The sequence below is a fragment of the Sphingomonas palmae genome, from assembly GCF_900109565.1.
In the GTDB taxonomy this organism is placed as follows: domain Bacteria; phylum Pseudomonadota; class Alphaproteobacteria; order Sphingomonadales; family Sphingomonadaceae; genus Sphingomonas; species Sphingomonas palmae.
Window position 1 is genome coordinate 106,911 of record NZ_FNZZ01000003.1, and the last position, 20,399, is coordinate 127,309.

Sequence of the window (20,399 nt, forward strand, 5' to 3'; positions counted from 1 at the left end):
TCAGTCCCAGTTCGCGACCGGGGGCAGGCTCATCAGGATCGCGTCGATGTTGCCGCCGGTCTTCAACCCAAACAACGTGCCGCGATCGTAGACGAGGTTGAACTCGGCATAGCGTCCGCGCCAGCGCCGCTGCTCGGCCACGTCGTCGGCGGTGAAGGCGTCGTTCATGCGCCGACGCACGATCCGTGGGTAAGTGTCGAGAAAAGCCCGGCCGACGTCCTGTGTGAACGCCAGATCGCGCGCGAAATCGTTCTCGAGATGATCGTAGAAGATGCCGCCGACCCCGCGGTGCACCTTGCGATGCGGAATGTAGAAATACTCGTCCGCCCATTCCTTGAAGCGCGGATAATAGCCCGCGTCGTGCGCGTCGCACGCGGCCTTCAATGTTGCGTGAAAGTCGTCGGTGTCGCCCTTGACCGGCAGCGGCGGATTGAGATCGGCGCCGCCGCCGAACCACTGCTTGGTCGTGCGCAGGAAGCGCGTGTTCATGTGCACCGCGGGCACGTGCGGGTTCGCCATGTGCGCGACCAGGCTGATGCCGGTCGCGAAAAAGCGCGGATCCTCGCCCGCGCCGTGGATCGTGCGCCCGAACTCGCCCTCGAACGTGCCGCCGACCGTGGACACGTTGACGCCGACCTTCTCGAACACGCGGCCCTTCATTACGCCGCGCACACCCCCGCCGCCCGGCTCACCCGACGGGTCGGCGCGATCCCAGGCGATATAGTCGAACGTCGCATCCGACCCCGCCTCGCGCTCGATCGCCTCGAACTCGGCGCAGATCAGGTCGCGCAGATGCTCGAACCAGGTGCGGGCTTGGGTCTGTTGGTCGTCGAGTGGGAACATGGCGCAGCGCCTTAGCGGGCGAGGGCGCCTTACGTCGAGGCGGCAGAATGTCTCATGCGGGCCAGCCGTCGGTCTGCCGCATCGCCTCGCCCAGGATCATCGCGCACGACACCGCGACGTTCAGCGATCGCATACCGCTACGCATCGGCACCCGCACGCGCAGGTCGGCGCGCGCGTGAACGTCGGCGGGCACGCCCGCGCTCTCCGACCCAAACAGCAGTACATCGTCGGCGGCATAGCGCGCCTCGGTGTACGGCACCGCGCCGCTGGTGGTCGCCAGCACCAGTCGCGCGGGCGAGGCGGCGAGGAACGCGTCCCAGTCGACGTGGCGCGTCACCTGCGCAGCGGCGGCATAGTCCATGCCCGCCCGCGCCAGCGCACGGTCGCTCCACGGAAAGCCCATCGGCTCGATCAGGTCGACACCCGCATCCATGCACGCGGCGAGCCGCAGGATCGTCCCCACATTGCCCGCGATATCGGGTTGAAACAGTGCGATCCGCATGACGGGATCATTACCCCGGTCTTTCCGCATCCGCAAAATGGGATTGGCAAAGCGCGGAGGGCTTGGCTATCAGGCCATGAGAGGACCGGCCAAGGGGATGGCCGGCCGCGAAGGGGGGTACGCGGGCGTCCATTGCTCGCCACGTGCCCCGCAGGGCAATGCAAGGGCTCGTGTGAATGGCGACTGTCGACGATCGGCTTCCTCCGGGTGAGGACCCCGCGCTCCTCGCGGACGATACCTTCCACGACCCGCGCCGTCGCGACTTCATCAACATCGCCGCCGTCTCGTTCGCAGGCGTCGGCGCGCTGGCGATCGTGCTGCCGCTGATCAACCAGATGAACCCCTCGGCCGACGTGCTCGCGCTGTCGACGACCGAGATCGACATCTCCAAGATCGAGCCGGGGCAGGCGATCAAGGCGAGCTTCCGCAAGCAGCCGCTGTTCGTGCGTAACCTGACGCCGAAGGAGATCGCCGAGGCCGATGCGGTGCCAGTGTCGTCGCTTCGCGATCCGCAGACGCTGGAAGAGCGCACCAAGGCGGGCAAGAAGAACTGGCTGATCACACTGGGCGTCTGCACGCATCTGGGCTGCGTGCCGCTGGGCGCGGGCGAGGGCGAGAACCGCGGTCCGTTCGGCGGTTACTTCTGTCCGTGCCACGGCTCGGCCTACGACACCGCCGCGCGCATCCGTCAGGGGCCGGCGCCGAAGAACCTGGTCGTTCCCGAATATACGTTCAATTCTGACACCGTCGTGACGGTGGGTTGAGGTAGCAGCCATGAGCTTTCCCTGGGCCAAGCATTACGAGCCGAAGCAGCCGCTGATGCGGTGGGTGGACGAGAAGCTGCCGCTGCCACGCCTCGTCTACAACGCGATCGGCGCCGGTTATCCGGTGCCCCGCAACCTCAACTATTTCTGGAACTTCGGCGTGCTCGCGGGCGCGGCGCTGGTGTGCCAGATCGTGACGGGCGTCGTGCTCGCCATGCACTACGCCGCCAACGGCGCGGTCGCGTTCGGCTCGGTCGAGAGCATCATGCGCGACGTGAACGCGGGCTGGTTCCTGCGCTACGCGCACGCGAACGGCGCGTCGATGTTCCTGGCCGTGGTCTACATCCACATCGGCCGCGGGCTCTACTACGGGTCTTACAAGGCGCCGCGCGAGATGGTGTGGCTGCTCGGCGTCGTCATCTTCCTGCTCATGATGGCGACCGCGTTCATGGGCTACGTGCTTCCCTGGGGGCAGATGAGCTTCTGGGGCGCGCAGGTCATCACCGGCTTCTTCTCGGCCATCCCGCTGGTGGGTGAGACGATCCGCATCTGGCTGCTCGGCGGATTCGCGCCCGACAATGCCGCTTTGAATCGCTTCTTCTCGCTCCACTATCTGCTGCCGTTCGTCACCGCGGGCGTCATCATCCTGCACATCTGGGCGCTGCATATCCCGGGGTCGAACAACCCGACCGGCGTCGACGTGAAGGGCGAGCAGGACACGGTGCCGTTCCACCCGTATTACACGGCCAAGGACGGCGTCGGCGTCGCGGTGTTCTTCCTGATCTTCGCCGCCCTCATCTTCTTCTCGCCCAACCTGCTCGGCCACCCGGACAATTACATCGAGGCGAACCCACTCTCGACCCCGGCGCACATCGTGCCCGAATGGTACTTCCTGCCGTTCTACGCTATCCTCAAGAGCTTCACCGCCGACTTCATCCTGCCGGCGAAGCTGTGGGGCGTGCTCGCGATGTTCGGCTCGATCCTGCTGCTGTTCTTCCTGCCGTGGATCGACTCGTCGCCGGTACGCTCCGCCAACTATCGCCCGACCTACCGCTGGTTCCTCGTCGTGCTGCTGCTCGACATTCTGGTGCTCGGCTACGTCGGCGGTGCGGAGGCGACCGCGCGCAACGTCATCATGGGGCAAATCGCGGCGGGTTATTATTTCGCGCACTTCCTCATCATCCTGCCGCTGATCTCGGCGTCCGAGCGTCCGCGCCCGCTGCCCAACTCGATCACTGAGGCGGTGCTGGCGAAGCACGCAGGCACCTCGCCCGCCAAGACAGCGATGGCCGGCTGAGCCGAGCAGCGACGAAAAGGGGATACAGAACACAATGGCTCGTCTCATCTCGATCGTGATCGGCGCGGCGTTCGTCTTCGTGCTGGCGATCGCGCTGTTCGGCACCGCGAAGACCGCGATCACCGAACCGGCGGCGGAAAGCGCGGAACACGTCTTCCACCTGCATCCCGAGAACATCGGGCTGCCGTCGGCCGGGCTGTTCGGCAAGTTCGACCGCCAGCAGGTCCAGCGCGGTTTCGCGGTCTACAAGGAAGTGTGCGCCGCCTGCCACTCGCTCAAGTACGTGGCGTTCCGCGACCTGACCAAGATCGGCTATACCGACGCCGAGGTAAAGGCGATCGCCAACCAGTGGGTGATCGAGCAGCCGAGCGTGAACCCGGACACGGGTGAGGCGACGACGCGCAAGAACCTGCCGTCCGACCACTTCCCGTCGCCGTTCGCCAACGAAGTTGCCGCGCGTGCCGCCAACAACAACGCGCTGCCGCCCGATCTGTCGCTGATCACCAAGGCGCGCGAGGACGGCCCGAACTACGTCCACGCGCTGATCACCGGCTATCGCAACCAGCCGGCCGAGCTGTTGAAGGAATTCCCGGGCGCCAAGACCCCGCCGGGGCTGCACTACAACCCGTATTTCGCCAACCTCAACATCGCGATGCCGCCGCCGCTGACCGCGGATGGGCAGGTGACCTACTCGGACGGCACCAAGGCGACCAAGGACCAGATGGCGCGCGACGTGTCGGCGTTCCTGACCTGGACCGCCGAGCCCAACCTGGAGGCGCGCCACGCCGCTGGTCTGGCCGCGGTGATCTTCCTCGTAATCTTCGTGTTCCTGACCTGGGGCGCGTACCAGAACGTGTGGCGGGGGGTGGAGCACTAAGCGTGCGGCAAGCCGCTAGCGACAGCTACTGGTGCGCGAACAGCACGCGCCCGGCCGGCGGCGCCAAAGCGCCGACCGACGACGCGGGCTTCGCCCGCGGCGCTCCTCGACCAGAACATGCCGTTATACGGCCGGGGCAGGTGCCTCGGCCGTTTCCGTTTGCGCGTCGCCCCACAACTCACTCCTATCCTCCCGCGCTCCCGGACCGCCCACACCCTTGCACTCCCGTGCCGCACCGCCGACAAGCCCGCGCATGGCAAATGACGACCTCCGCGCGCTGATCCGCACCATCCCCGACTTCCCCAAGCCCGGCATCCAGTTCCGCGACATCACCACGCTGCTGCTGTCACCCACCGGCCTCGCCACTGCGGTGGAGCGGATGGTGGCGGCGGTCGACGGACCCGTGGACCTCGTCGCGGGGATCGAGGCGCGCGGGTTCCTGTTCGCCGCCGCGCTCGCGGTGCCGCTGAAGGCGGGCGTGCTGCTGATCCGCAAGGATGGCAAGCTGCCCGGCGCCACGATCGCGGAGGATTACGCGCTCGAGTACGGGCAGGACCGGATCGCGATCCACGCCGACGCCTGCGCGCCGGGCGCGCGCGTCCTGCTGATCGACGACCTGATCGCGACCGGCGGCACCGCGCGCGCCGCCGTCAGGCTATTGCGCAAGGCGGGCGCGACCGTCACGCAGGCGCGATTCCTCGTCGACCTGCCCGATCTGGGCGGCGCCGACGCGCTGCGCGCCGAGGACATCCGCGTCGACGCGCTGGTTTCGTTCCCCGGCCATTAAGGAACAACGACGTATCGCCTCCGTTCTACGACGAACAGCGGCGCGTATCGGCCGCGTTCCTGTGTGCGGGAGAGATATGGTGAACCTCAAGCGGATCGGCATTGTCGCGCTACTCGGCAGCCTGGGCCTCGGCCTCGGGGCATGCACCGATGGCTATGGCTATAGCGGGGTCAACGTCGGCGTCGGCAGCGGCTTCTACGGTGACGGCTATTACGGTGATGGCTATTATGGTGACGCGGGCTATTACGGCGATCCGTATCACGGCGGCGGGTTCGGCGGCTACAATCCCGGCTATTACGGCTGGTACAACAACTTCTATTATCCCGGCACCGGCGTCTACGTGTACGACCGCAACCGTCGTCCGTACCGCTGGAACGACGGGCAGCGCCGTTACTGGCAGGGCCGCCGCGGCAACGCGCAGGTGCGGCAGAACTGGGGCGACTTCGGTCGCGACGTGCGGCGCGAACGGCGCGACTATCGCGGCGACATTCGCGACAACCGTCAGGCGTATCGCAACGGCCAGATCACGCGCGACCAGTTCCAGCAGGGCCGTCGCGACGCGCGGCGCGAGTATCGCGGCGACGTCCGGCAGGACTTCCGTGACCTGCGCCGTCAGAACCGCGCCGAAGGCGTTCGCACGCCGCGTCCGCAGGGTGCGTTCCAGCCGCGTCCCGGTGGACGCGGTGACGGCTTCCGCGGGCGCGGCGGCAGTTTCCGCGGCGGACGCGGTCCCAACCCGCGCTGAGCGATGAAGCAGCGGAGTGATGGACCATCGCTCCGCTGCAACATATGACCTCGTTGAAGTCACCGGGCGGCCGACGCCCGCTCGTTTTGACCCCAACCGCATGATGGCTGGCGAGAGCGCCTTTCAGATCAATCTTGCGCGTTGTCGAACAGTCGTTGCTATTCAGGCTGTCGCGGTCGTCCCATCGCCTAGACGCACGCGATCAGGCCGTTCGAGTTCATCGACGTGACGGCGATCGCGTGATGATCGAACACCGTTACGTGGTCCTCTAAGATGTCCATGTTGGGCTGCAATGCGGAGCGGCGCTTCGTCAGCCCTCGGTCTCGCAGCGCAGCGTAACGCCGTGCTAGGACGGTTTCAGCCAGCGTAACGCGCCGATCCTGGGTAAGCCGAGACCCGCCTGCCGATTGTGTTTCAGGTTCTCGACCAGCATCGCCGATGCCTCAGCGCCGCAATACGCCGCGGAACGGTCGGTCGTCGCCGTCAAGATTGCGGCCCGCGGGCAGGCCGAGCAGGTCGCGCAGCAGCGGTGCCACGTCGACGTTGTCGAAGTCGCCGACGCGCTTGCCGCGCGCGAACGCGGGTCCATTGGCGATGAACAACGCGCGCATGTCGGGCGCCTCATTGTCGTAGCCGTGGTTGCCACCTTCGCGCGGCTTGACGGGCGTCGTCTTCTCGATCGCCCACGCGCCACCCGGGCCGTCATCGGCGAGGCACAGATACGGCGGCACGCGAACGTTGGCGCCGTAGTGGAAGCGCGCGGGGATGTTGCCCTTGGCCCAGCACGTCATGTGCGCGTGCGGCTTGAGCAGCGCGGCGCGCACCGCGGCGTCGCGGCCCGGCGCGGGGTAGAAGGTCGCGTACGGCCCGGCCTCGAACACGCGCGCATCGGCGGGAGGCAGGATGTGGTCGAGCGCGACGACGCGGGTGCTGCTGGTCGCCGCCATGCCGTGGTCGGCGACGATCACGAGGTTCGCGGGCTGGCCGAGCGCGGCGAGCCCCGCCACCAGCTCGCCGATCCGCGCGTCGACCTCCGCCACCGCCTGCGTCGTGCGCGCGTCGGCGGGACCGAACGAGTGTCCCGCACTGTCGACCGTGTCGAAATAGAGCGTGACCAGCTGCGGCCGGGTGGCGGCTGGGCGACGCAGCCAGTCGAGCACCGCGTCGACGCGCTGGTGACCGGTCACCGCCTGGTTGAACTGCTGCCAGTCGCTCGGGCGCGTGCCGCCGTCGACTGCGCCGTGATTGCCGCTGCCGCGCACGCCACCCCAGCCGACGTTCGATCCCGGCCAGAACATCGTCGCGGTGCGGATGCCCGCCTTCTCCGCGGTCACCCAGATCGGCTCGGCCGCGTTCCACCAGGACGGGTCGTCGCTCTCCATCGTGAACGTGTCGTTGGGCCGCGCAGGGTCGATGAAGGAATTGGCGACGATGCTGTGGCGATCGGGGCGCAGGCCCGTCACCAGCGTCCAGTGGTTGGGAAAGGTCTTCGAGGGGAAGCTTGGCCGCATGTCCGCCGACACGCCGCCGGCGGCGAGTCGCGACAGGTTGGGGGTCACTCCGCGCCGGAGATAATCGGGGCGAAAGCCGTCGATCGAGACCAGGATCGTGATCGGCGCCCGCGCCTCCGCTCGCGCGGACGGCGGGGTGGCGGCAGTCGTGTAGGGCGCACCGGTAGCGGGCGGCGCCGGCTGCGTCACCGGCGACAGCGCCGGGGGTGAGTAGGGATAAGCGCACGCGCCCAGGGCAGCGAGCGCGGCGAGCGGGAGGGCCGAGCGCAGCATCGTGCGCGCTCAATAATCCTCGTCGCGTGCTTTGTCTCGCACGATGCTGGAACGATTAGGGCAAGGGGTGGCCGAGCGGACGACCACGCTCCCGCTCGAGCATTCGTGCCCCGTCGCCGTGGCTAGCGGCGGCGGCTCACAACCCCACCGCCAGCTTGGCGAACAGCGTCCAGCTGACCGGCGTCCGTCCGTAAGCGGCGTCGAGCGCGTCGGGCTTGGCGTACGCCGCGACCGTCCCGCCGAGTGCTACGCCCAGCGGGCCCACGATCGGCAGGCGATAGGCATAGCCCCCCTCCGCCTTGGTCACGCGAAAACGGCGGTCGTGCAGCGGATCGTCATGGTCGGGGAAGAGCTCGTCATTGGCGACGTTCTCGACCCGTGCGAAAATCGCGTGGGTGGGCGTGATCTCCCACGTTGCCTCGGCCAGCCAGGCGTTCAGCACCTCGCCCGGCTGCCGGTCCTTGCGCGACCAGGCGAAGGTGGTCGACACGCCATTCCGCGCCCATTGCACGCTGGCGGTGGTGCGGTTCTCGTCCTCGCCGGGGTGCTGAACCTCGGGCTCCTTCAGGTGCGCGTGGCTGACCTGCATCGCCAGATAGGGCGACGGCGTCCAGGTGCCGCGCAGGCTCCACGAATCGAGCCGGATCGGGTCGATGTCCCAGCGCCGCTCGTCAGGCTCACGCCCCTTGAACCACGATCCCTCCAGCTGGACCTTGGGCGCCGACACACCCGCGGTCACGACGCCGTAGGTGATGTGGGTCGAATCGAACCAGTGATGCGTGATCGGCGACAGCGGCTGGTAGCGGGCCGAACCGCGATGCATGAACGCCGACGGGCCAAGTGCGGGCTCGCCGACCGGTCCGCCGTAGAGGAACAGGCTGGTGTTCCCGCCCAGACGATAGTCGAGCCGCGCGGCCAGCTCCATAAACAGGTCGTGCGGGTGCTGCCGGTCGACCAGCGGTACGCCGTTCGCGGTTTCTCCGGTCGCGAACAGGTTAGGATAGCCGCGCCGCCCCATCAACGGCTCCAGGCTGCCCATGCCGCGCAGCTGCAGGTGGACGCGGTCGGACAGGTCGCGGTCCGCCATCAGCATCGCCATCGACTGGACGAACGCCATGTCGCCGCCGCGCGGACCACCCTGATCGGTCAGCGTGCCCCAGGCATAGCCGTGCGCCATCACCATCCAGTCGCCGACGGAGAACATCGCGCCGCGCATCGGGCCTTCACCCGCGGGCAGTCGCGCGGTGCCGCTGCCGGGCGTGTACCAGCCGCCCGCGGTACCCATCGTCATGTCCGACATCGCCGCACCGACCGGCGCATGCGCCAGCGCAGCGTCGCTTGCATCCCGCCACGCCGGCGGCGCGGTGAAGGACATTGAATGATCCATCCTGGCGTGCGCCCCGCCCATGTGGTTCATGCTGATGTGGTTCATGGCCGCATGATCCATGCCGGCGTGATCGGTGCCCGCGGGGCTCGCGCCGCGATCGTCCGCGCCGCTGTTCGCCGCATCACTGGTCGCAGCGTGCATCGACGCGTCGTTGCCGTAGTGCATCGACGCGTGATCCGGTGCCGCGGTGCCGTCGCTCGCCGTCTCGTTTGCATGAATCGGCGCCTGCGCGGTTGCGGCAGATGCGGGCGGACGCGACACGCGCGTGCGTGCGGGAGCGGCGCGACGCTTGGCGTTAGCGCGCCTCGCAGGCGCCTTGGACGGCGTTCCAGCCCCGGCTGGCGTGGCAGCGGGTATCGGCATGTCGTGGTGGTGCTGCGCGCTCGCCGCGAACGGCAGCAGCGCGCCCGCCGCACAGGCGGCGAGCAGGAGGGGGCGATACATGAGAGAACTCCGAGAAAAGAAGCGCGTGTCGCGGGCGCACGAGCGCCCGGGCGGTCACGCCTTCTTCGGCGGAGGTGGTGTCGGGCGCAGCGCCTCGCCCGCGACGAACGCGGTGGCGATCACGGACAGCGCGCGCGTCGGGGGCAGCAGCGTGCCGCGCACCGGCGTGCCGAGCAGCATGTCGGGCGGGATGCAGCCGAGGCAATCGTGCGGCGCGGCCGGCGCCTGGTGGTGATCGCGGTGCGTGGCGCGATGATCGCTCGCCGCCGCCATCGCCGCGTGGGCAACGGGCGTCCCCGCGTCATGGCACGCCGGCCGCGCCGTGGCGGGCAGCGCGACCAACAGCGCGAGGAGGAGCAGCAGGCGACGGAGCACGAGCGCTTCCTACCGCCAAACACACCGGCTGACCATCGCGAACGATTGCCGCATCGAGCCCAACGCAAGGCTCGTCATCACGCCCCGCCGTTCCCGATCACCGGCGGCGGGAACGCGCCGCACCTTCGCGCTTTGTAGCGCGCATGCGATTGCTCCTCCTCGCGCTGCTGATCCCGCTGGCTGCCTGCGGTAAGGGCGGGGATGACAAATCATCGGACGCCGGCGGAAAAGGCAGGGGCAATGCGTCGGCCCCGGCACCGCTCGCGACCCCGACCGGCCCGCCGCCCAAGACACCGGTGATGCAGGTGACGCCCGCACCCGGCAAGCAGCCGCAGTGGCTGGAACCGCGCTCCGACCGGGGCGATCCGAAGCAGGCACCTTACGGCAATCTGCTCAACCAGCCGGTCGTCGACGCGTCGCGACGCTAAGGTGCGCCGTCGCTTGGCCCTGATCGATAGCATTCGCTAGCGTATCGACCCCCGGCATCTGCCACGACGAACCGACGCACCGCCAATCCTACTCGAGCGTCAGCGAGCCCAATGCGACCCCGCGGCCATCACCCCACCTGCGAGCGCGGCCGCGACGCGTCACACGTTGAAGCGGAACAGCACCACGTCGCCATCGTGGACGACATACTCCTTGCCCTCCTGGCGCAGCTTGCCCGCCTCGCGCGCGCCGGCCTCGCCGCCGAGCGCAACGTAATCGTCAAACGCGGTCGTCTCGGCGCGGATAAAGCCGCGCTCGAAGTCGGAGTGGATCGCGCCCGCCGCCTGCGGTGCCTTGGCACCCGCCTCTACGGTCCAGGCGCGCGCTTCCTTCGGCCCGACCGTGAAGAAGGTGAGGAGGTTGAGCAGCTTGTACCCGGCGCGGATCACGCGCGCGAGGCCGCTTTCCTCCAGCCCGAGTTCGCTCAGGAATTCGGCGCGGTCCTCGCTCGGCATGGTCGCGATCTCGGCCTCGATCGCGGCCGAGACGACCACCGCCTGCGCACCCTCGGCCGCGGCCTTGTCGAACACGCGCTGCGAATATTCATTGCCGTTCGCCGCGTCTTCCTCGTTCACGTTGCAGACGTAGAGCACCGGCTTCGCGGTCAGCAGCTGCGCCTGCTCGAGCACGCGCGCTTCCTCCGCGTCCGCCACCTGCGTCAACCGCGCCGGCTGCCCGTCGCGTAAGTGGTCGAGCGCGCGGCCGAGGACGACCGCGGCGAGCTTCGCGTCCTTGTCGCCCTGCTGGCCTTTCTTGGCGAGGTTGGGGACGCGCTTTTCCAGGCTGTCGAGGTCGGAGAGCATCAGCTCGGTCTCGACCGTCTCGGCGTCGGCGATCGGATCGACGCGGTTGTCGACGTGCTGGATGTCGTCATTCTCGAAACAGCGCAGCACGTGGACGATCGCGTCCACTTCGCGGATGTTGCCGAGGAACTGGTTGCCCAGACCCTCACCCTTCGACGCGCCGCGCACGAGGCCTGCGATATCGACGAAACCCAGCTGCGTTTCGATGATCTTCGCCGATTTGGCGATATCGGCCAGCTTGTTGAGCCTGGGATCGGGCACGCCGACGTTCCCGACATTGGGCTCGATCGTGCAGAACGGATAGTTGGCGGCCTGCGCGGCGGCCGTCTCGGTCAGCGCGTTGAAGAGGGTGGACTTGCCGACGTTGGGCAGGCCCACGATGCCGCAGCGGAAACCCATGCGTTGTTCCTCGTGGGATTGGAAAAGGGGAGATCGCCCGCGCACCTAGTCGCTCGGGCGCGTTTCCGCCAGTGGTACGGATCGGCGCCGGCTTGCCGCTAGTATCCCGACGGGCGGCGCGCCTACCAGCGATAGTTGAAGCTGACGCTGATCCGCTCGGCCTTAGCGCTGCTCGGCATCACCTCGTGGCGTAGCCAGCTTTCCCACAGGAACAGGCTGCCAGCGCTCGGCTCGGCGTAGACGAAGGTGTCAGGGCGCGTCGGCGCCGCCATCAGCATCGGCAATCGCGGATCTTCCAGCTTCAATGCGCCCGATCCTTCGGGCACCGCGACGTAGAAGGTGCCCGACACGACGCTGTGCGGGTGGAGGTGTCCCGAGTGCGTGCCGCCGGGCTTCATCACGTTGACCCACAGGCTGTCGAGCTTCAGCTTCCGCCCGGCGAGACCGAGCTGCAGATCGCGCGCGAACGCGGCGACGTGGCGGTCGAGCACGCGCTTCAGGTCGGCGAACGCCGGATCACGCTGCGGCAAATCGGCGAGCGAAGCGTAGCTGGTGTAGCCGCGGTAACCATGCGCCTTCGACCACGCGCGTCCGGCGCGGTCGTCCTGCGCCAGCGCGCGGCACGAGGTGTCAAGCTCCTCCAGCAAGTCGGCATCCTCGACCGATGCTTCGTAGAACAGGGTCGGGAAGAGCGCGCGACTGGTCATGTCACCCGCCGAAACACGCGTGATGGGCTCAAGTCAAACGCGCAGTGGAGCGGGCCGGGCGAACGCTCGATTAGACCAAAGTGTAATGCTGCCGCCTCACTCACGTTAAGCGTTGCCTACCACCTCGCGCATAAACCGGCATTCATGTTGGATGCCCGTCAGATCACGCTTGTCCAGAGCAGCTTCGCCGCGGTGTTGCCCCACACCGACGTTGTGGCGGCGGGATTCTACGCGCGCCTGTTCGCGCTGGCGCCGGAGACGCGCGCGCTGTTCCGCCACGACATGACTGACCAAGGGCGCAAGCTGTTTCTGACGCTGGCGACCGTGGTCGACGCGCTCGACGCGCTCGACCGCGTGCTGCCGGTCGCGGAGGCGCTCGCGGTCCGTCACGTTAGCTACGGCGCGCTCGATCGCCACTACGCGATCGTGGGCGAGGCTTTGGTCGGTGCGCTCGCCGAGACGCTCGGCGACCGGTTCGACGCCGACACACGCGCGGCGTGGATCCACGCCTACACGCTCCTTTCCGACCACATGCGCACCGCCGCGGCGGGTGCGTCGATCGCGGCGGCGGCGTGAACGCTGGCCTGTTTGGGGCGCAGCAAGGCGCGCTGCTGCACGAAGCGGACGGTTATGTCGCCCGCGCGCGCACCATGTTGCGGCGCACGGACGTGCTGGTGATGGCGGACCGCGTCGACAGCATTCCGCTGATGGCGCGTCACCGCGATCGGCTGACCGCGCACCTCAGGCGCTACCAACGCTTCAAGCACCAATGCATCTTCGACCCCGTGCTGCGTCATGGCCCCGCGTCCAGCCGCATCGTCGCGCGACAGATGAAGGTCGATTGCTACGAACTGGGTGAGACGATCACCGCTTATCACGCGCGCTGGCGCCACCTCGGCGTCGCCGAATGGCCGACCTACCGCGCCGACATGCTGCAAACCGCCGGCGTGATCGAGCGTGGCATGGCGGCCGAGCTGCGTGCGATCCGGCAATTGCTGATGATCGCGCACCACTACGCCGCCTGAGCCGGCGCGCGGCGCGCGGCCTCACGCGCAGGGCGGGCCGAACACCGACCAGCCGGTGCGCGCCGCCAGCATCTCCAGCGCGTGGACGCCCTGTATGGAATTGCCGTTCTGGTCGAGGTTGCGCGACCAGACCGCGATCGAGGCGACCTCGGGCGCGATCGCGAGGATACCACCGCCGACCCCGCTCTTGGCCGGCAGACCGACGCGCAGCGCGAAGTCGCCCGAGGCGTCGTAATGCCCGCACGTCATCATCAATGCGAGCAGATGGCGCATCCGCGTCGCGCGCTCCTGATCCTCACCCAGTCGCGTCCGTGTCAGGAACAGTCCGGCGCGCGCTAGGTCAGTGCAGTCGAGCGACACCGCGCATTGCGCGACATAGCGGCGCAGCACCAGATCGGGGTCGCCGTGCAGATTGCCGTGATGCTTCATGAAGCTGAGCATCGCGCGATTGAGGTCGCCGCCGCTCGTCTCGCTCTCCAGTACTTCTTCGTCGAGCGGAACGTCGTGCTGCCCAAGCTGATGCGCGATCAGGTCCACCACCGCGCCGTTGGGACCCGCGGCATCGCCATGCTCGACGACCATGTCGACGGTCACCAGCGCGCCGGCGTTGACGAACGGATTGCGCGGAATGCCGGCCTTGCGCTCCAGCTCGACGATCGAGTTGAACGGATCGCCCGACGGTTCGCGCCCCACCCGGTCGAAGACCGCGTCGCCGAGCGAGCAGAGCGCTAGTTCGAGCGCGAACACCTTTGAAATGCTCTGGATCGGAAAACGCGTCGCGGTGTCGCCGCCACGCAGCACCTGTCCGTCCTTCAGCACCACCGCGATCCCGAGCGGACCCGGCGCGGCGTCCGGCTCCTTCGCATCCGCCTCGCGCTCGATCCTGGCGGCATTGGCGGTGATCTCGTCCGCTACCTCGGCGACGATGTCGGCCAGATCGCTCATGTTATGTTCCCCTCGCTAACACGTCGGAACGGGGCAGGGGCCTCGGGTGTCCATCGTTCTGCCGTCACCACGGCGATAAAGCGTGGTCGCTGTAAGAAAGCGTGAGCAGGCGTTAACATGTTGTTCGCGAGGACGGGCGTATTGCTGTCGCCCGGCCATGATCGATCTTTCCACCCTCTACGCGCTGATCATCGGCACGCTGTTGGTCAGCGCGGCGCTGACGATCTGGGAAAGTTTCGGGCGCTGGCGCCGCGTCCCGCTGCTGATCTGGGCGGCCGGGTGGACGACGCTGGCAATCGGCTGCAGCATCGCGGTCGCGCGTACGCAGGTGCCCGGCATCTATGGCTGGGCGGCGAGCAACCTCCTCATCGTGACCGGTTATCTGCTCGTGTTGAACGGCGTCGCCGCGCTCGATCGCCGGCGCTACTGGCGCACCTCCGTGCTGCTCGTCGCGGCTCTGGCGCTCGGCTGGGGCGTCGAGGGGATGAGCGCGCATCTCGCCTTCTGGCAATATGGCGCCGGGCTGCCGATCATGGTGGCGAGCGCGCTGACCGTGTCTGAACTCGTCCGCAATCGATCGCTCAGGCGGTTGCGCACGCGACCGGTCGCGATCGCGCTACCGGCCATGCACGCCGCGATCTACGCCGTGCGCGTGTTCGTCCTGCCGCTGTTGGTGAGCGCCGATGGCGCCGGCATGGTCGCGCTCGCGTCCAAGATCACGATGTACGAAGGCGTGCTCTATTCGGTCGCGATGCCGATGACGCTGATCGGGCTGGTGCGCGAGGAAGCGCAGCGCCACCTGCTCGCCGCGTCGCGAACCGATTTCCTGACCGGGCTGACCAACCGCCAGGGATTGTTCGAGGCCGCGGCACGGCTGTTGCGTGACGACCGCCCCGCGACGCTGCTGGCGTTCGATCTCGACCATTTCAAGACCATCAACGACGCGCACGGCCACGCCGCCGGCGATGCGGTGCTGCAATCCTTCGCGGACGTGATGCGCGAGCTGGCTGATCCGCGCGCCACGCTGGCGCGGCTGGGCGGAGAGGAGTTCGCGGCGCTGCTGCCCGACACTAATGTCGCCGCCGCCCGCGCGCTGGGCGAGGCGATCGCGGCGCGCTTCGCTGCCCGGACCGATCACGGCGCGGGTGTGCTGCTCTCTGCGACCGTCAGCATCGGACTGGCGCAGAGCGGCGTCGACGGCGACGATCTCGATACCCTGCTATCGGCCGCCGACCGCGCGCTCTACGTCGCCAAGTCGCTGGGGCGTAACCGGCTGGTCAGCGCGTCGCCGCTGTTCAACGGTGCCGGGATTGCCGCCGCGCCGGTGCGGGCGGCACCGCGTCGATTGGTCGCCTGAACAGGCGTCGGGCGGTCAGTCCGCCATCCGCAGCGCAACGTCGTTCATGAAGCGCACGTCGTCGCCCTTCGCCAGCCAGTCGGCCTCGCCCGCGACCGCGCCCAGCATATCGGACAGCGCGTCGATCTCCGCCTTGGCATAATTGCTTAGCACATAGCCGCTGACGCGGTCCTTGTGCCCCGGATGCCCGATCCCCAGGCGCACGCGGCGGAACTCCGGCCCCAGATGCTGGTCGATCGAGCGCAGTCCGTTGTGCCCCGCCAGACCGCCGCCGACACGGACCTTGACCTTCATCGGTGCTAGGTCGAGCTCGTCGTGGAACACCGTCAGCGCATCCACGCCGAGCTTGTAGAAGCGCATCGCCTCGCCGACGCTGCGGCCGCTGTCGTTCATGAAGGTCGCGGGCTTGAGCAGCAGCACCTTGTCGCCGCCGACGCGGCCTTCCTGCAGCCAACCCTGAAACTTCTTCGCCGGCGCGGCGAAGCCGTGGACTTCCGCGATCGCGTCCAGCGCCATGAAGCCGACATTGTGCCGGTGCAGCGCATATTGCGCGCCTGGATTGCCGAGCCCTACCCACAATTGCACGCCCACACTCCTTTACATGGCGGGTCCAAACGGAAACGGGGCAGGGGAGCGTCGCCGCCCGCCTGCCCCGTTCGTCTCACATCGCCCCTTCGACGGAGCGAGAGAGGATTAGCCCTCGGCCTTGTCCTCGTCGGCGTCGTCCGCCGAGGTCTCGCCCGCAGCCTCGGCCACTTCGGCCTCGATCGCCTCGTCGGTCGTGTCCGCGCCTTCCGAACGCAGCGCCGACGGCGCGACGATCGTCGCAACCGTGAAGTCGCGGTCGTCGATCGCGCTGGTCGCGCCCTTGGGCAGCGTCACGTCGCTGATGTGGATCGTGTCGCCCACGTCCTTGCCCGCGACCGAGACGGTGATCTCGGTCGGGATGTCGGCCGCGTCGACCACCAGCTCCAGCTCGTGGCGCACGATGTTGAGCACCGCGCCCTTCTTGATGCCCGGCGACTGTTCCTCGTCGGTGAAGACGACCGGCACCGCCACGGTCACGCTGCTGTGCTCGCCCACGCGCAGGAAGTCGACGTGAACCGGGCGGTCGGTGACCGGGTGGAACGCCACGTCCTTCGCCAGCGTGCGCTGACCGTCGACCATGATCACCGAGTTCATGAAGTGACCCGTCATCAATGCCTTGACGAGCGCCTTCTCCTCCAGGTGGATCGAGGTCGGTTCGCGGTTCTGGCCGTAGATCACGGCGGGGACGCGGCCTTCGCGACGCAGCGAACGGGAGGCTCCCTTGCCAACCCGGTCACGCGTCTCGGCTGCGAGCGTAATGGTGTCGCTCATAGATATGCTCCGAAATTCGTGTGTGTTTCCCGCCACGCCTCCAGGGATGACCATGACCGGAAGCTGGCGCGCATAGCGGCGCAGGCGCGAAAACGCAAGGTCGTCAGTATCTCACCCGGACCGCGTCGAGTTTGTACGCCTTCAGCTGCTCCTGCACGCTGTTCGCGCCCGCCAGATGGCCCGCGCCGACCGCGATGAAGACGGTGCCCGGCGTCCGCATCCGCTCCGCGATCCACGCCGCCCATTGCTTGTTGCGGTCGAACAGCAGCGCTTTCGCGACCTCGGGCGAATCCTTCAGCCCCTTGTTCATCTCGCGCGCCAGCGCATCGGGGTCGCCGCGCGACCAGTCGGCGACCATCTTGTCCATCGTCGCATTGGCGGTCGGCAGCTCGTCGATCGTGCTTTCCAGCAGTTTGACCTGCGCGGGCTTGGTGAGCGAATCGAAGATGCCGAGCTGCCCTTCGAAGGTTTCCAGTCCCACCACCGGCTTGTCCGCCGCCTTCGCCGCCGCGGACAGAATGCCCTCCGGCCCGTTTGCCGCGCCGTAACCCGATTTCTGCACCGGCAGCAGCGACAGCGTCAGCGCGGCGAACCACGGCCGCATCTTCTCATAGGTCGCGGGCGGCACCTTGCCCGCCGCCATCGTCGTCACCAGCGTGCGGCGATACTTGTCCGACAATTGCGTGCTGAGCGCGGGCTGGTCGGGCGCGAACGCCTTGGCCAGCACGATCTTCTGCTCGGTCGCCTGATCGGGCTCGACCATCTCCAGCACCAGCGTGTTCGACTTGTCGAACGCGGTCTTCACCGCCTCATCGAACCAGCTGAGCCCCGGTTTCAGCACGTGGATCGTGCCGAACAGGTAGATTGTCGTGTCGGCATCCTTCACCACCCACAGCGCGGGATCGGCGTCCTTGGTCGCGACCGCGGGAGCGGGCGCCTGTTTCGCGCAGGCGGGCAGGGCCAGCAGCAGCGCCAGGGCGGAGGTCACGGACTTCATCACCACGTTCATGTAACAGGGCCTTTGCCGAAGATAGGGGCGTGTCAGCGGTATTTGCGCCAGATCCAGACAATACCAGCGGCACTTAGCGGCGCGATGAACATCGCGAACGGATCGACCGGCGGCGCCATCCCGCCGCGCCACAGGAACCACCATACCGGCGCGCCGATCGTCAGCACGTAGAAGCCGAGCAGCGCGCCGTCCCGGTACGCCTCGCGCTCATGCTCGTCGACGACGCGGTGCCAGCGCCACGAGATGACCGGCAGCACGACGCCCCAGGCGACCACGACCAGCAGCGCGACCCACGCGGGCAGCGGCGCGCTGAGCAGCGACGGGTGCGCCTCGCCGGGCACGTCGTCGCGCAGCACCGCGAGCGCGGTGACCAGCCCGATCACGCCGCCCAGCGCGCCCGACCAGAACAGCAGCCGGCGGTTGGCGCGCTCGCTCGGCCCCTTGGTCGGCGCCTTGTTCCTCACATCGGTCATCGTGCTCACCCCTTCACCCGCTGCCAGATCAGCACCGCCGCCCCCGCTGCGAGCGATCCCCACCACAATTGTTCGGTCATCGGCGCCAGATGAAGCGCGCGCTCGATCATCTGGAGAATGACGTGCCCGACGAAGCCGACCACGCCGACCGCGGCCCAGGCATTCACCGCCTGCCGTCGCTGTACCTCGTCGCTCTCGCGCCAGCCCCAGACCGCCGCGCCGACGATCACGGCGAGCAGCGCGCCCGCGACGATCAGTATCTCGGCCGTCGGTGTCGCTGGTCGTGACGGATTGCGCATGAAGCCGTCGATCACCCCCGACACGAACGGCGGCACCACGATCACCGCGGTCGCGAGCACACCGATGATCACCGCGCGGCGTACCCGCCGCCGCCCGCGCTCGCGCACCCGCGCCTCACCCCAACGCTCTTGCATCATCGCTCCCCCATTCATCACGGCTGCACCTCCACGATCACGCGCACCGAGACGTGCGGGGAGGGCAGCGCCGCCATCATCCGCCCGGCATCGGGCCACTCGACCGACAGCCACGCGGGCGCGTGCCACGCCGCCGCCAGCCGCTTCATCCCCGCCGCGGGCGACACGCCCAGGAGCGCCAGCCCGCATACGCATCCCAGCACCAATTGCGCCGCCCATATGGGCATGCGCCTACGCTTCGCCGTCATCGAAGATCTCCTCGATCCTGAGGTCGAACAGCCGCCCGATGCGAAAGGCGAGCGGGAGCGACGGGTCGTATTTGCCCGTCTCGATCGCGTTCACCGCCTGTCTGGACACGTCCAGCCGGCCGGCGAGCTCGGCCTGGCTCCAGTCACGCTCCGCACGCAGCACCTTGAGACGATTTTTCATCATGCACTCATGCATCATCAGGTGCCTCCTGTCAGCATCCCCTGACCTAATGTCAGGTGACCATGACTAAATGTCAGCGAGTCGTAGCTATGTCAAGCAGCCCTGACAAAAAGTCGTGCAGAGATGACGCTAAGGCATCGTGGGGCCATCCGCCCCTTGTTGATTCTGCGGGATCGCTGGGCCAAGGCTCCGGGCGTCATGACCGACGCCCACAACACCAGCACCGGCGGCGCGCGCCCGCTCTCGTTCCAGTCGATGATCCTGCGGCTCCACCAATATTGGTCGGATCGCGGCTGCCTCATCCTGCAACCCTATGACATGGAGATGGGGGCGGGGACGTTTCACCCCGCGACGACCTTGCGCGCGCTCGGGCCCGAGCCGTGGAACGCCGCCTTCGTCCAGCCCTGCCGCCGCCCCACCGACGGCCGCTACGGCGAGAACCCCAACCGGCTGCAGCATTATTACCAATATCAGGTGATCCTGAAGCCCAGTCCCCCCGATCTGCAGGAACTCTACCTCGGCAGCCTGCTCGCGATCGGCGTCGACGTGACGACGCACGACATCCGCTTCGTCGAGGACGATTGGGAGAGCCCGACGCTCGGCGCCTGGGGCCTCGGCTGGGAAGTGTGGTGCGACGGCATGGAGGTGACGCAATTCACCTATTTCCAGCAGATGGGCGGGTTCGACTGCAAGCCGGTGGCGGGTGAGCTGACCTACGGCCTCGAACGCCTCGCCATGTACATCCAGGATGTCGATAACGTGTACGATCTCGCGTTCAACGACGCCGGGGTCAGCTACGGTGAGGTGTTCCTCGAGAACGAGCGCCAGATGTCGACGTGGAACTTCGAGGTCGCCGACACCGACGCGCTATTCGACGCCTTCCGCAAGCACACCGCCGAGTGCGAGAACTCGCTCGCCGCGAAGCTGCCGATCGCCGCCTACGAACAGGCGATCAAGGCGAGCCACGTCTTCAACCTGTTGCAGGCACGCGGCGTCATCTCGGTTGCCGAGCGTCAGGCCTACATGGGCCGCGTCCGTGACCTCGCGAAGGGCGCGTGTGCCGCGCAGATCGAGAAGATGACGCCCGCCTGGCAGGCACGTTACCCGGAGTGGAGCCTGTGAACCCCGCCGACCAGAACGCGACAGACTTCCTGCTCGAACTCCGCTC

The 20,399-nt window shown here is 67.8% G+C and carries 25 protein-coding genes; 10 read left to right on the forward strand and 15 right to left on the reverse strand.

Going from position 1 to position 20,399, the window contains the following annotated elements; genetic code table 11:
* Together hemF and BMW51_RS08380 are read right to left on the reverse strand one after the other, a co-directional pair.
* Positions 1–843, reverse strand: coding sequence for an oxygen-dependent coproporphyrinogen oxidase (hemF, locus tag BMW51_RS08375; RefSeq protein WP_093005394.1), 843 nt, complete (start codon positions 841–843; stop codon positions 1–3).
* A gap of 52 nt (positions 844–895) precedes the next feature.
* Positions 896–1,345 (reverse strand): tRNA (cytidine(34)-2'-O)-methyltransferase, encoded by a 450-nt coding sequence (locus BMW51_RS08380; protein WP_093005396.1) that lies wholly within the window; start codon positions 1,343–1,345, stop codon positions 896–898.
* Between the two features lie 176 nt (positions 1,346–1,521).
* Between BMW51_RS08380 and petA the strand changes: the two genes are divergently transcribed.
* From petA to BMW51_RS16075, 5 genes are all read left to right on the forward strand, one after another.
* On the forward strand, positions 1,522–2,109 hold the full coding sequence (gene petA / locus BMW51_RS08385; RefSeq protein ID WP_093005398.1) for a ubiquinol-cytochrome c reductase iron-sulfur subunit: 588 nt from the start codon (positions 1,522–1,524) through the stop codon (positions 2,107–2,109).
* A 10-nt stretch (positions 2,110–2,119) separates the two neighbouring features.
* A complete protein-coding gene (locus BMW51_RS08390) occupies positions 2,120–3,406 on the forward strand; it encodes a cytochrome b (protein WP_093005400.1) in 1,287 nt (428 codons plus the stop codon).
* A gap of 34 nt (positions 3,407–3,440) precedes the next feature.
* The gene (locus tag BMW51_RS08395) at positions 3,441–4,283 is read left to right on the forward strand and encodes a cytochrome c1 (RefSeq protein ID WP_093005402.1); all 843 of its coding nucleotides are present in this window, start codon (positions 3,441–3,443) and stop codon (positions 4,281–4,283) included.
* Positions 4,284–4,536: 253 nt separating this feature from the next.
* The gene (locus tag BMW51_RS08400) at positions 4,537–5,070 is read left to right on the forward strand and encodes an adenine phosphoribosyltransferase (RefSeq protein WP_093005404.1); all 534 of its coding nucleotides are present in this window, start codon (positions 4,537–4,539) and stop codon (positions 5,068–5,070) included.
* 79 nt (positions 5,071–5,149) lie between these two features.
* Positions 5,150–5,815, forward strand: a complete 666-nt coding sequence (locus BMW51_RS16075; protein WP_177171603.1) for a hypothetical protein — start codon at positions 5,150–5,152, stop codon at positions 5,813–5,815.
* Between the two features lie 443 nt (positions 5,816–6,258).
* On the opposite strand, the gene BMW51_RS08410 is transcribed toward BMW51_RS16075, so the two are convergent.
* The 3 genes from BMW51_RS08410 to BMW51_RS08420 form a co-directional block, all read right to left on the reverse strand.
* Complete coding sequence (locus BMW51_RS08410; protein WP_093005406.1) at positions 6,259–7,599, reverse strand: alkaline phosphatase family protein; 1,341 nt, start codon at positions 7,597–7,599, stop codon at positions 6,259–6,261.
* Between the two features lie 136 nt (positions 7,600–7,735).
* Complete coding sequence (locus BMW51_RS08415) at positions 7,736–9,430, reverse strand: hypothetical protein (protein ID WP_093005408.1); 1,695 nt, start codon at positions 9,428–9,430, stop codon at positions 7,736–7,738.
* 54 nt (positions 9,431–9,484) lie between these two features.
* Positions 9,485–9,805 (reverse strand): hypothetical protein, encoded by a 321-nt coding sequence (locus tag BMW51_RS08420; RefSeq protein WP_093005410.1) that lies wholly within the window; start codon positions 9,803–9,805, stop codon positions 9,485–9,487.
* Positions 9,806–9,948: 143 nt separating this feature from the next.
* On the opposite strand from BMW51_RS08420, the gene BMW51_RS08425 reads away from it, so the two are divergent.
* Positions 9,949–10,233: a hypothetical protein gene (locus BMW51_RS08425; RefSeq protein ID WP_093005412.1), complete on the forward strand. Its 285-nt coding sequence runs from the start codon at positions 9,949–9,951 to the stop codon at positions 10,231–10,233.
* Between the two features lie 159 nt (positions 10,234–10,392).
* Here BMW51_RS08425 and ychF read toward each other — a convergent pair whose 3' ends face one another.
* Together ychF and BMW51_RS08435 are read right to left on the reverse strand one after the other, a co-directional pair.
* On the reverse strand, positions 10,393–11,493 hold the full coding sequence (ychF, locus tag BMW51_RS08430) for a redox-regulated ATPase YchF (RefSeq protein WP_093005414.1): 1,101 nt from the start codon (positions 11,491–11,493) through the stop codon (positions 10,393–10,395).
* Positions 11,494–11,615: 122 nt separating this feature from the next.
* Complete coding sequence (locus BMW51_RS08435) at positions 11,616–12,200, reverse strand: TIGR02466 family protein (protein ID WP_093005416.1); 585 nt, start codon at positions 12,198–12,200, stop codon at positions 11,616–11,618.
* Positions 12,201–12,344: 144 nt separating this feature from the next.
* Between BMW51_RS08435 and BMW51_RS08440 the strand changes: the two genes are divergently transcribed.
* Positions 12,345–12,776 carry a globin domain-containing protein gene (locus BMW51_RS08440; protein WP_218139380.1) on the forward strand — a complete coding sequence of 144 codons (432 nt, stop codon included), beginning with the start codon at positions 12,345–12,347 and terminating at the stop codon, positions 12,774–12,776.
* Complete coding sequence (locus BMW51_RS08445; protein WP_093005418.1) at positions 12,773–13,225, forward strand: hypothetical protein; 453 nt, start codon at positions 12,773–12,775, stop codon at positions 13,223–13,225. The genes BMW51_RS08440 and BMW51_RS08445 overlap by 4 nt, the downstream gene beginning before the upstream one ends.
* 21 nt (positions 13,226–13,246) lie before the next feature.
* Here the strand turns inward: BMW51_RS08445 and glsA are convergent, their stop codons facing one another.
* Positions 13,247–14,170, reverse strand: a complete 924-nt coding sequence (gene glsA, locus BMW51_RS08450; RefSeq protein ID WP_093005420.1) for a glutaminase A — start codon at positions 14,168–14,170, stop codon at positions 13,247–13,249.
* Between the two features lie 157 nt (positions 14,171–14,327).
* Here glsA and BMW51_RS08455 point away from each other — a divergent pair, with 157 nt between their 5' ends.
* Positions 14,328–15,527: a GGDEF domain-containing protein gene (locus tag BMW51_RS08455; RefSeq protein WP_093005422.1), complete on the forward strand. Its 1,200-nt coding sequence runs from the start codon at positions 14,328–14,330 to the stop codon at positions 15,525–15,527.
* A gap of 15 nt (positions 15,528–15,542) precedes the next feature.
* On the opposite strand, the gene pth is transcribed toward BMW51_RS08455, so the two are convergent.
* The 7 genes from pth to BMW51_RS08490 form a co-directional block, all read right to left on the reverse strand.
* The gene (gene pth, locus BMW51_RS08460; RefSeq protein WP_093005967.1) at positions 15,543–16,112 is read right to left on the reverse strand and encodes an aminoacyl-tRNA hydrolase; all 570 of its coding nucleotides are present in this window, start codon (positions 16,110–16,112) and stop codon (positions 15,543–15,545) included.
* Between the two features lie 108 nt (positions 16,113–16,220).
* The gene (locus BMW51_RS08465; protein WP_093005424.1) at positions 16,221–16,886 is read right to left on the reverse strand and encodes a 50S ribosomal protein L25/general stress protein Ctc; all 666 of its coding nucleotides are present in this window, start codon (positions 16,884–16,886) and stop codon (positions 16,221–16,223) included.
* 103 nt (positions 16,887–16,989) lie between these two features.
* Positions 16,990–17,883, reverse strand: coding sequence for a TraB/GumN family protein (locus BMW51_RS08470; RefSeq protein ID WP_245708356.1), 894 nt, complete (start codon positions 17,881–17,883; stop codon positions 16,990–16,992).
* Between the two features lie 44 nt (positions 17,884–17,927).
* Complete coding sequence (locus BMW51_RS08475; RefSeq protein ID WP_143051838.1) at positions 17,928–18,368, reverse strand: hypothetical protein; 441 nt, start codon at positions 18,366–18,368, stop codon at positions 17,928–17,930.
* 5 nt (positions 18,369–18,373) lie between these two features.
* Entirely contained in the window at positions 18,374–18,802 is a 429-nt protein-coding gene (locus BMW51_RS08480) for a hypothetical protein (RefSeq protein ID WP_143051839.1), read from the reverse strand.
* Positions 18,803–18,819: 17 nt separating this feature from the next.
* On the reverse strand, positions 18,820–19,029 hold the full coding sequence (locus BMW51_RS08485) for a hypothetical protein (protein ID WP_093005432.1): 210 nt from the start codon (positions 19,027–19,029) through the stop codon (positions 18,820–18,822).
* Between the two features lie 4 nt (positions 19,030–19,033).
* Positions 19,034–19,231, reverse strand: a complete 198-nt coding sequence (locus tag BMW51_RS08490) for a helix-turn-helix transcriptional regulator (RefSeq protein ID WP_026325773.1) — start codon at positions 19,229–19,231, stop codon at positions 19,034–19,036.
* Between the two features lie 198 nt (positions 19,232–19,429).
* Between BMW51_RS08490 and BMW51_RS08495 the strand changes: the two genes are divergently transcribed.
* The gene (locus BMW51_RS08495) at positions 19,430–20,353 is read left to right on the forward strand and encodes a glycine--tRNA ligase subunit alpha (RefSeq protein ID WP_245708360.1); all 924 of its coding nucleotides are present in this window, start codon (positions 19,430–19,432) and stop codon (positions 20,351–20,353) included.
* Positions 20,354–20,399: the final 46 nt, after the last annotated feature.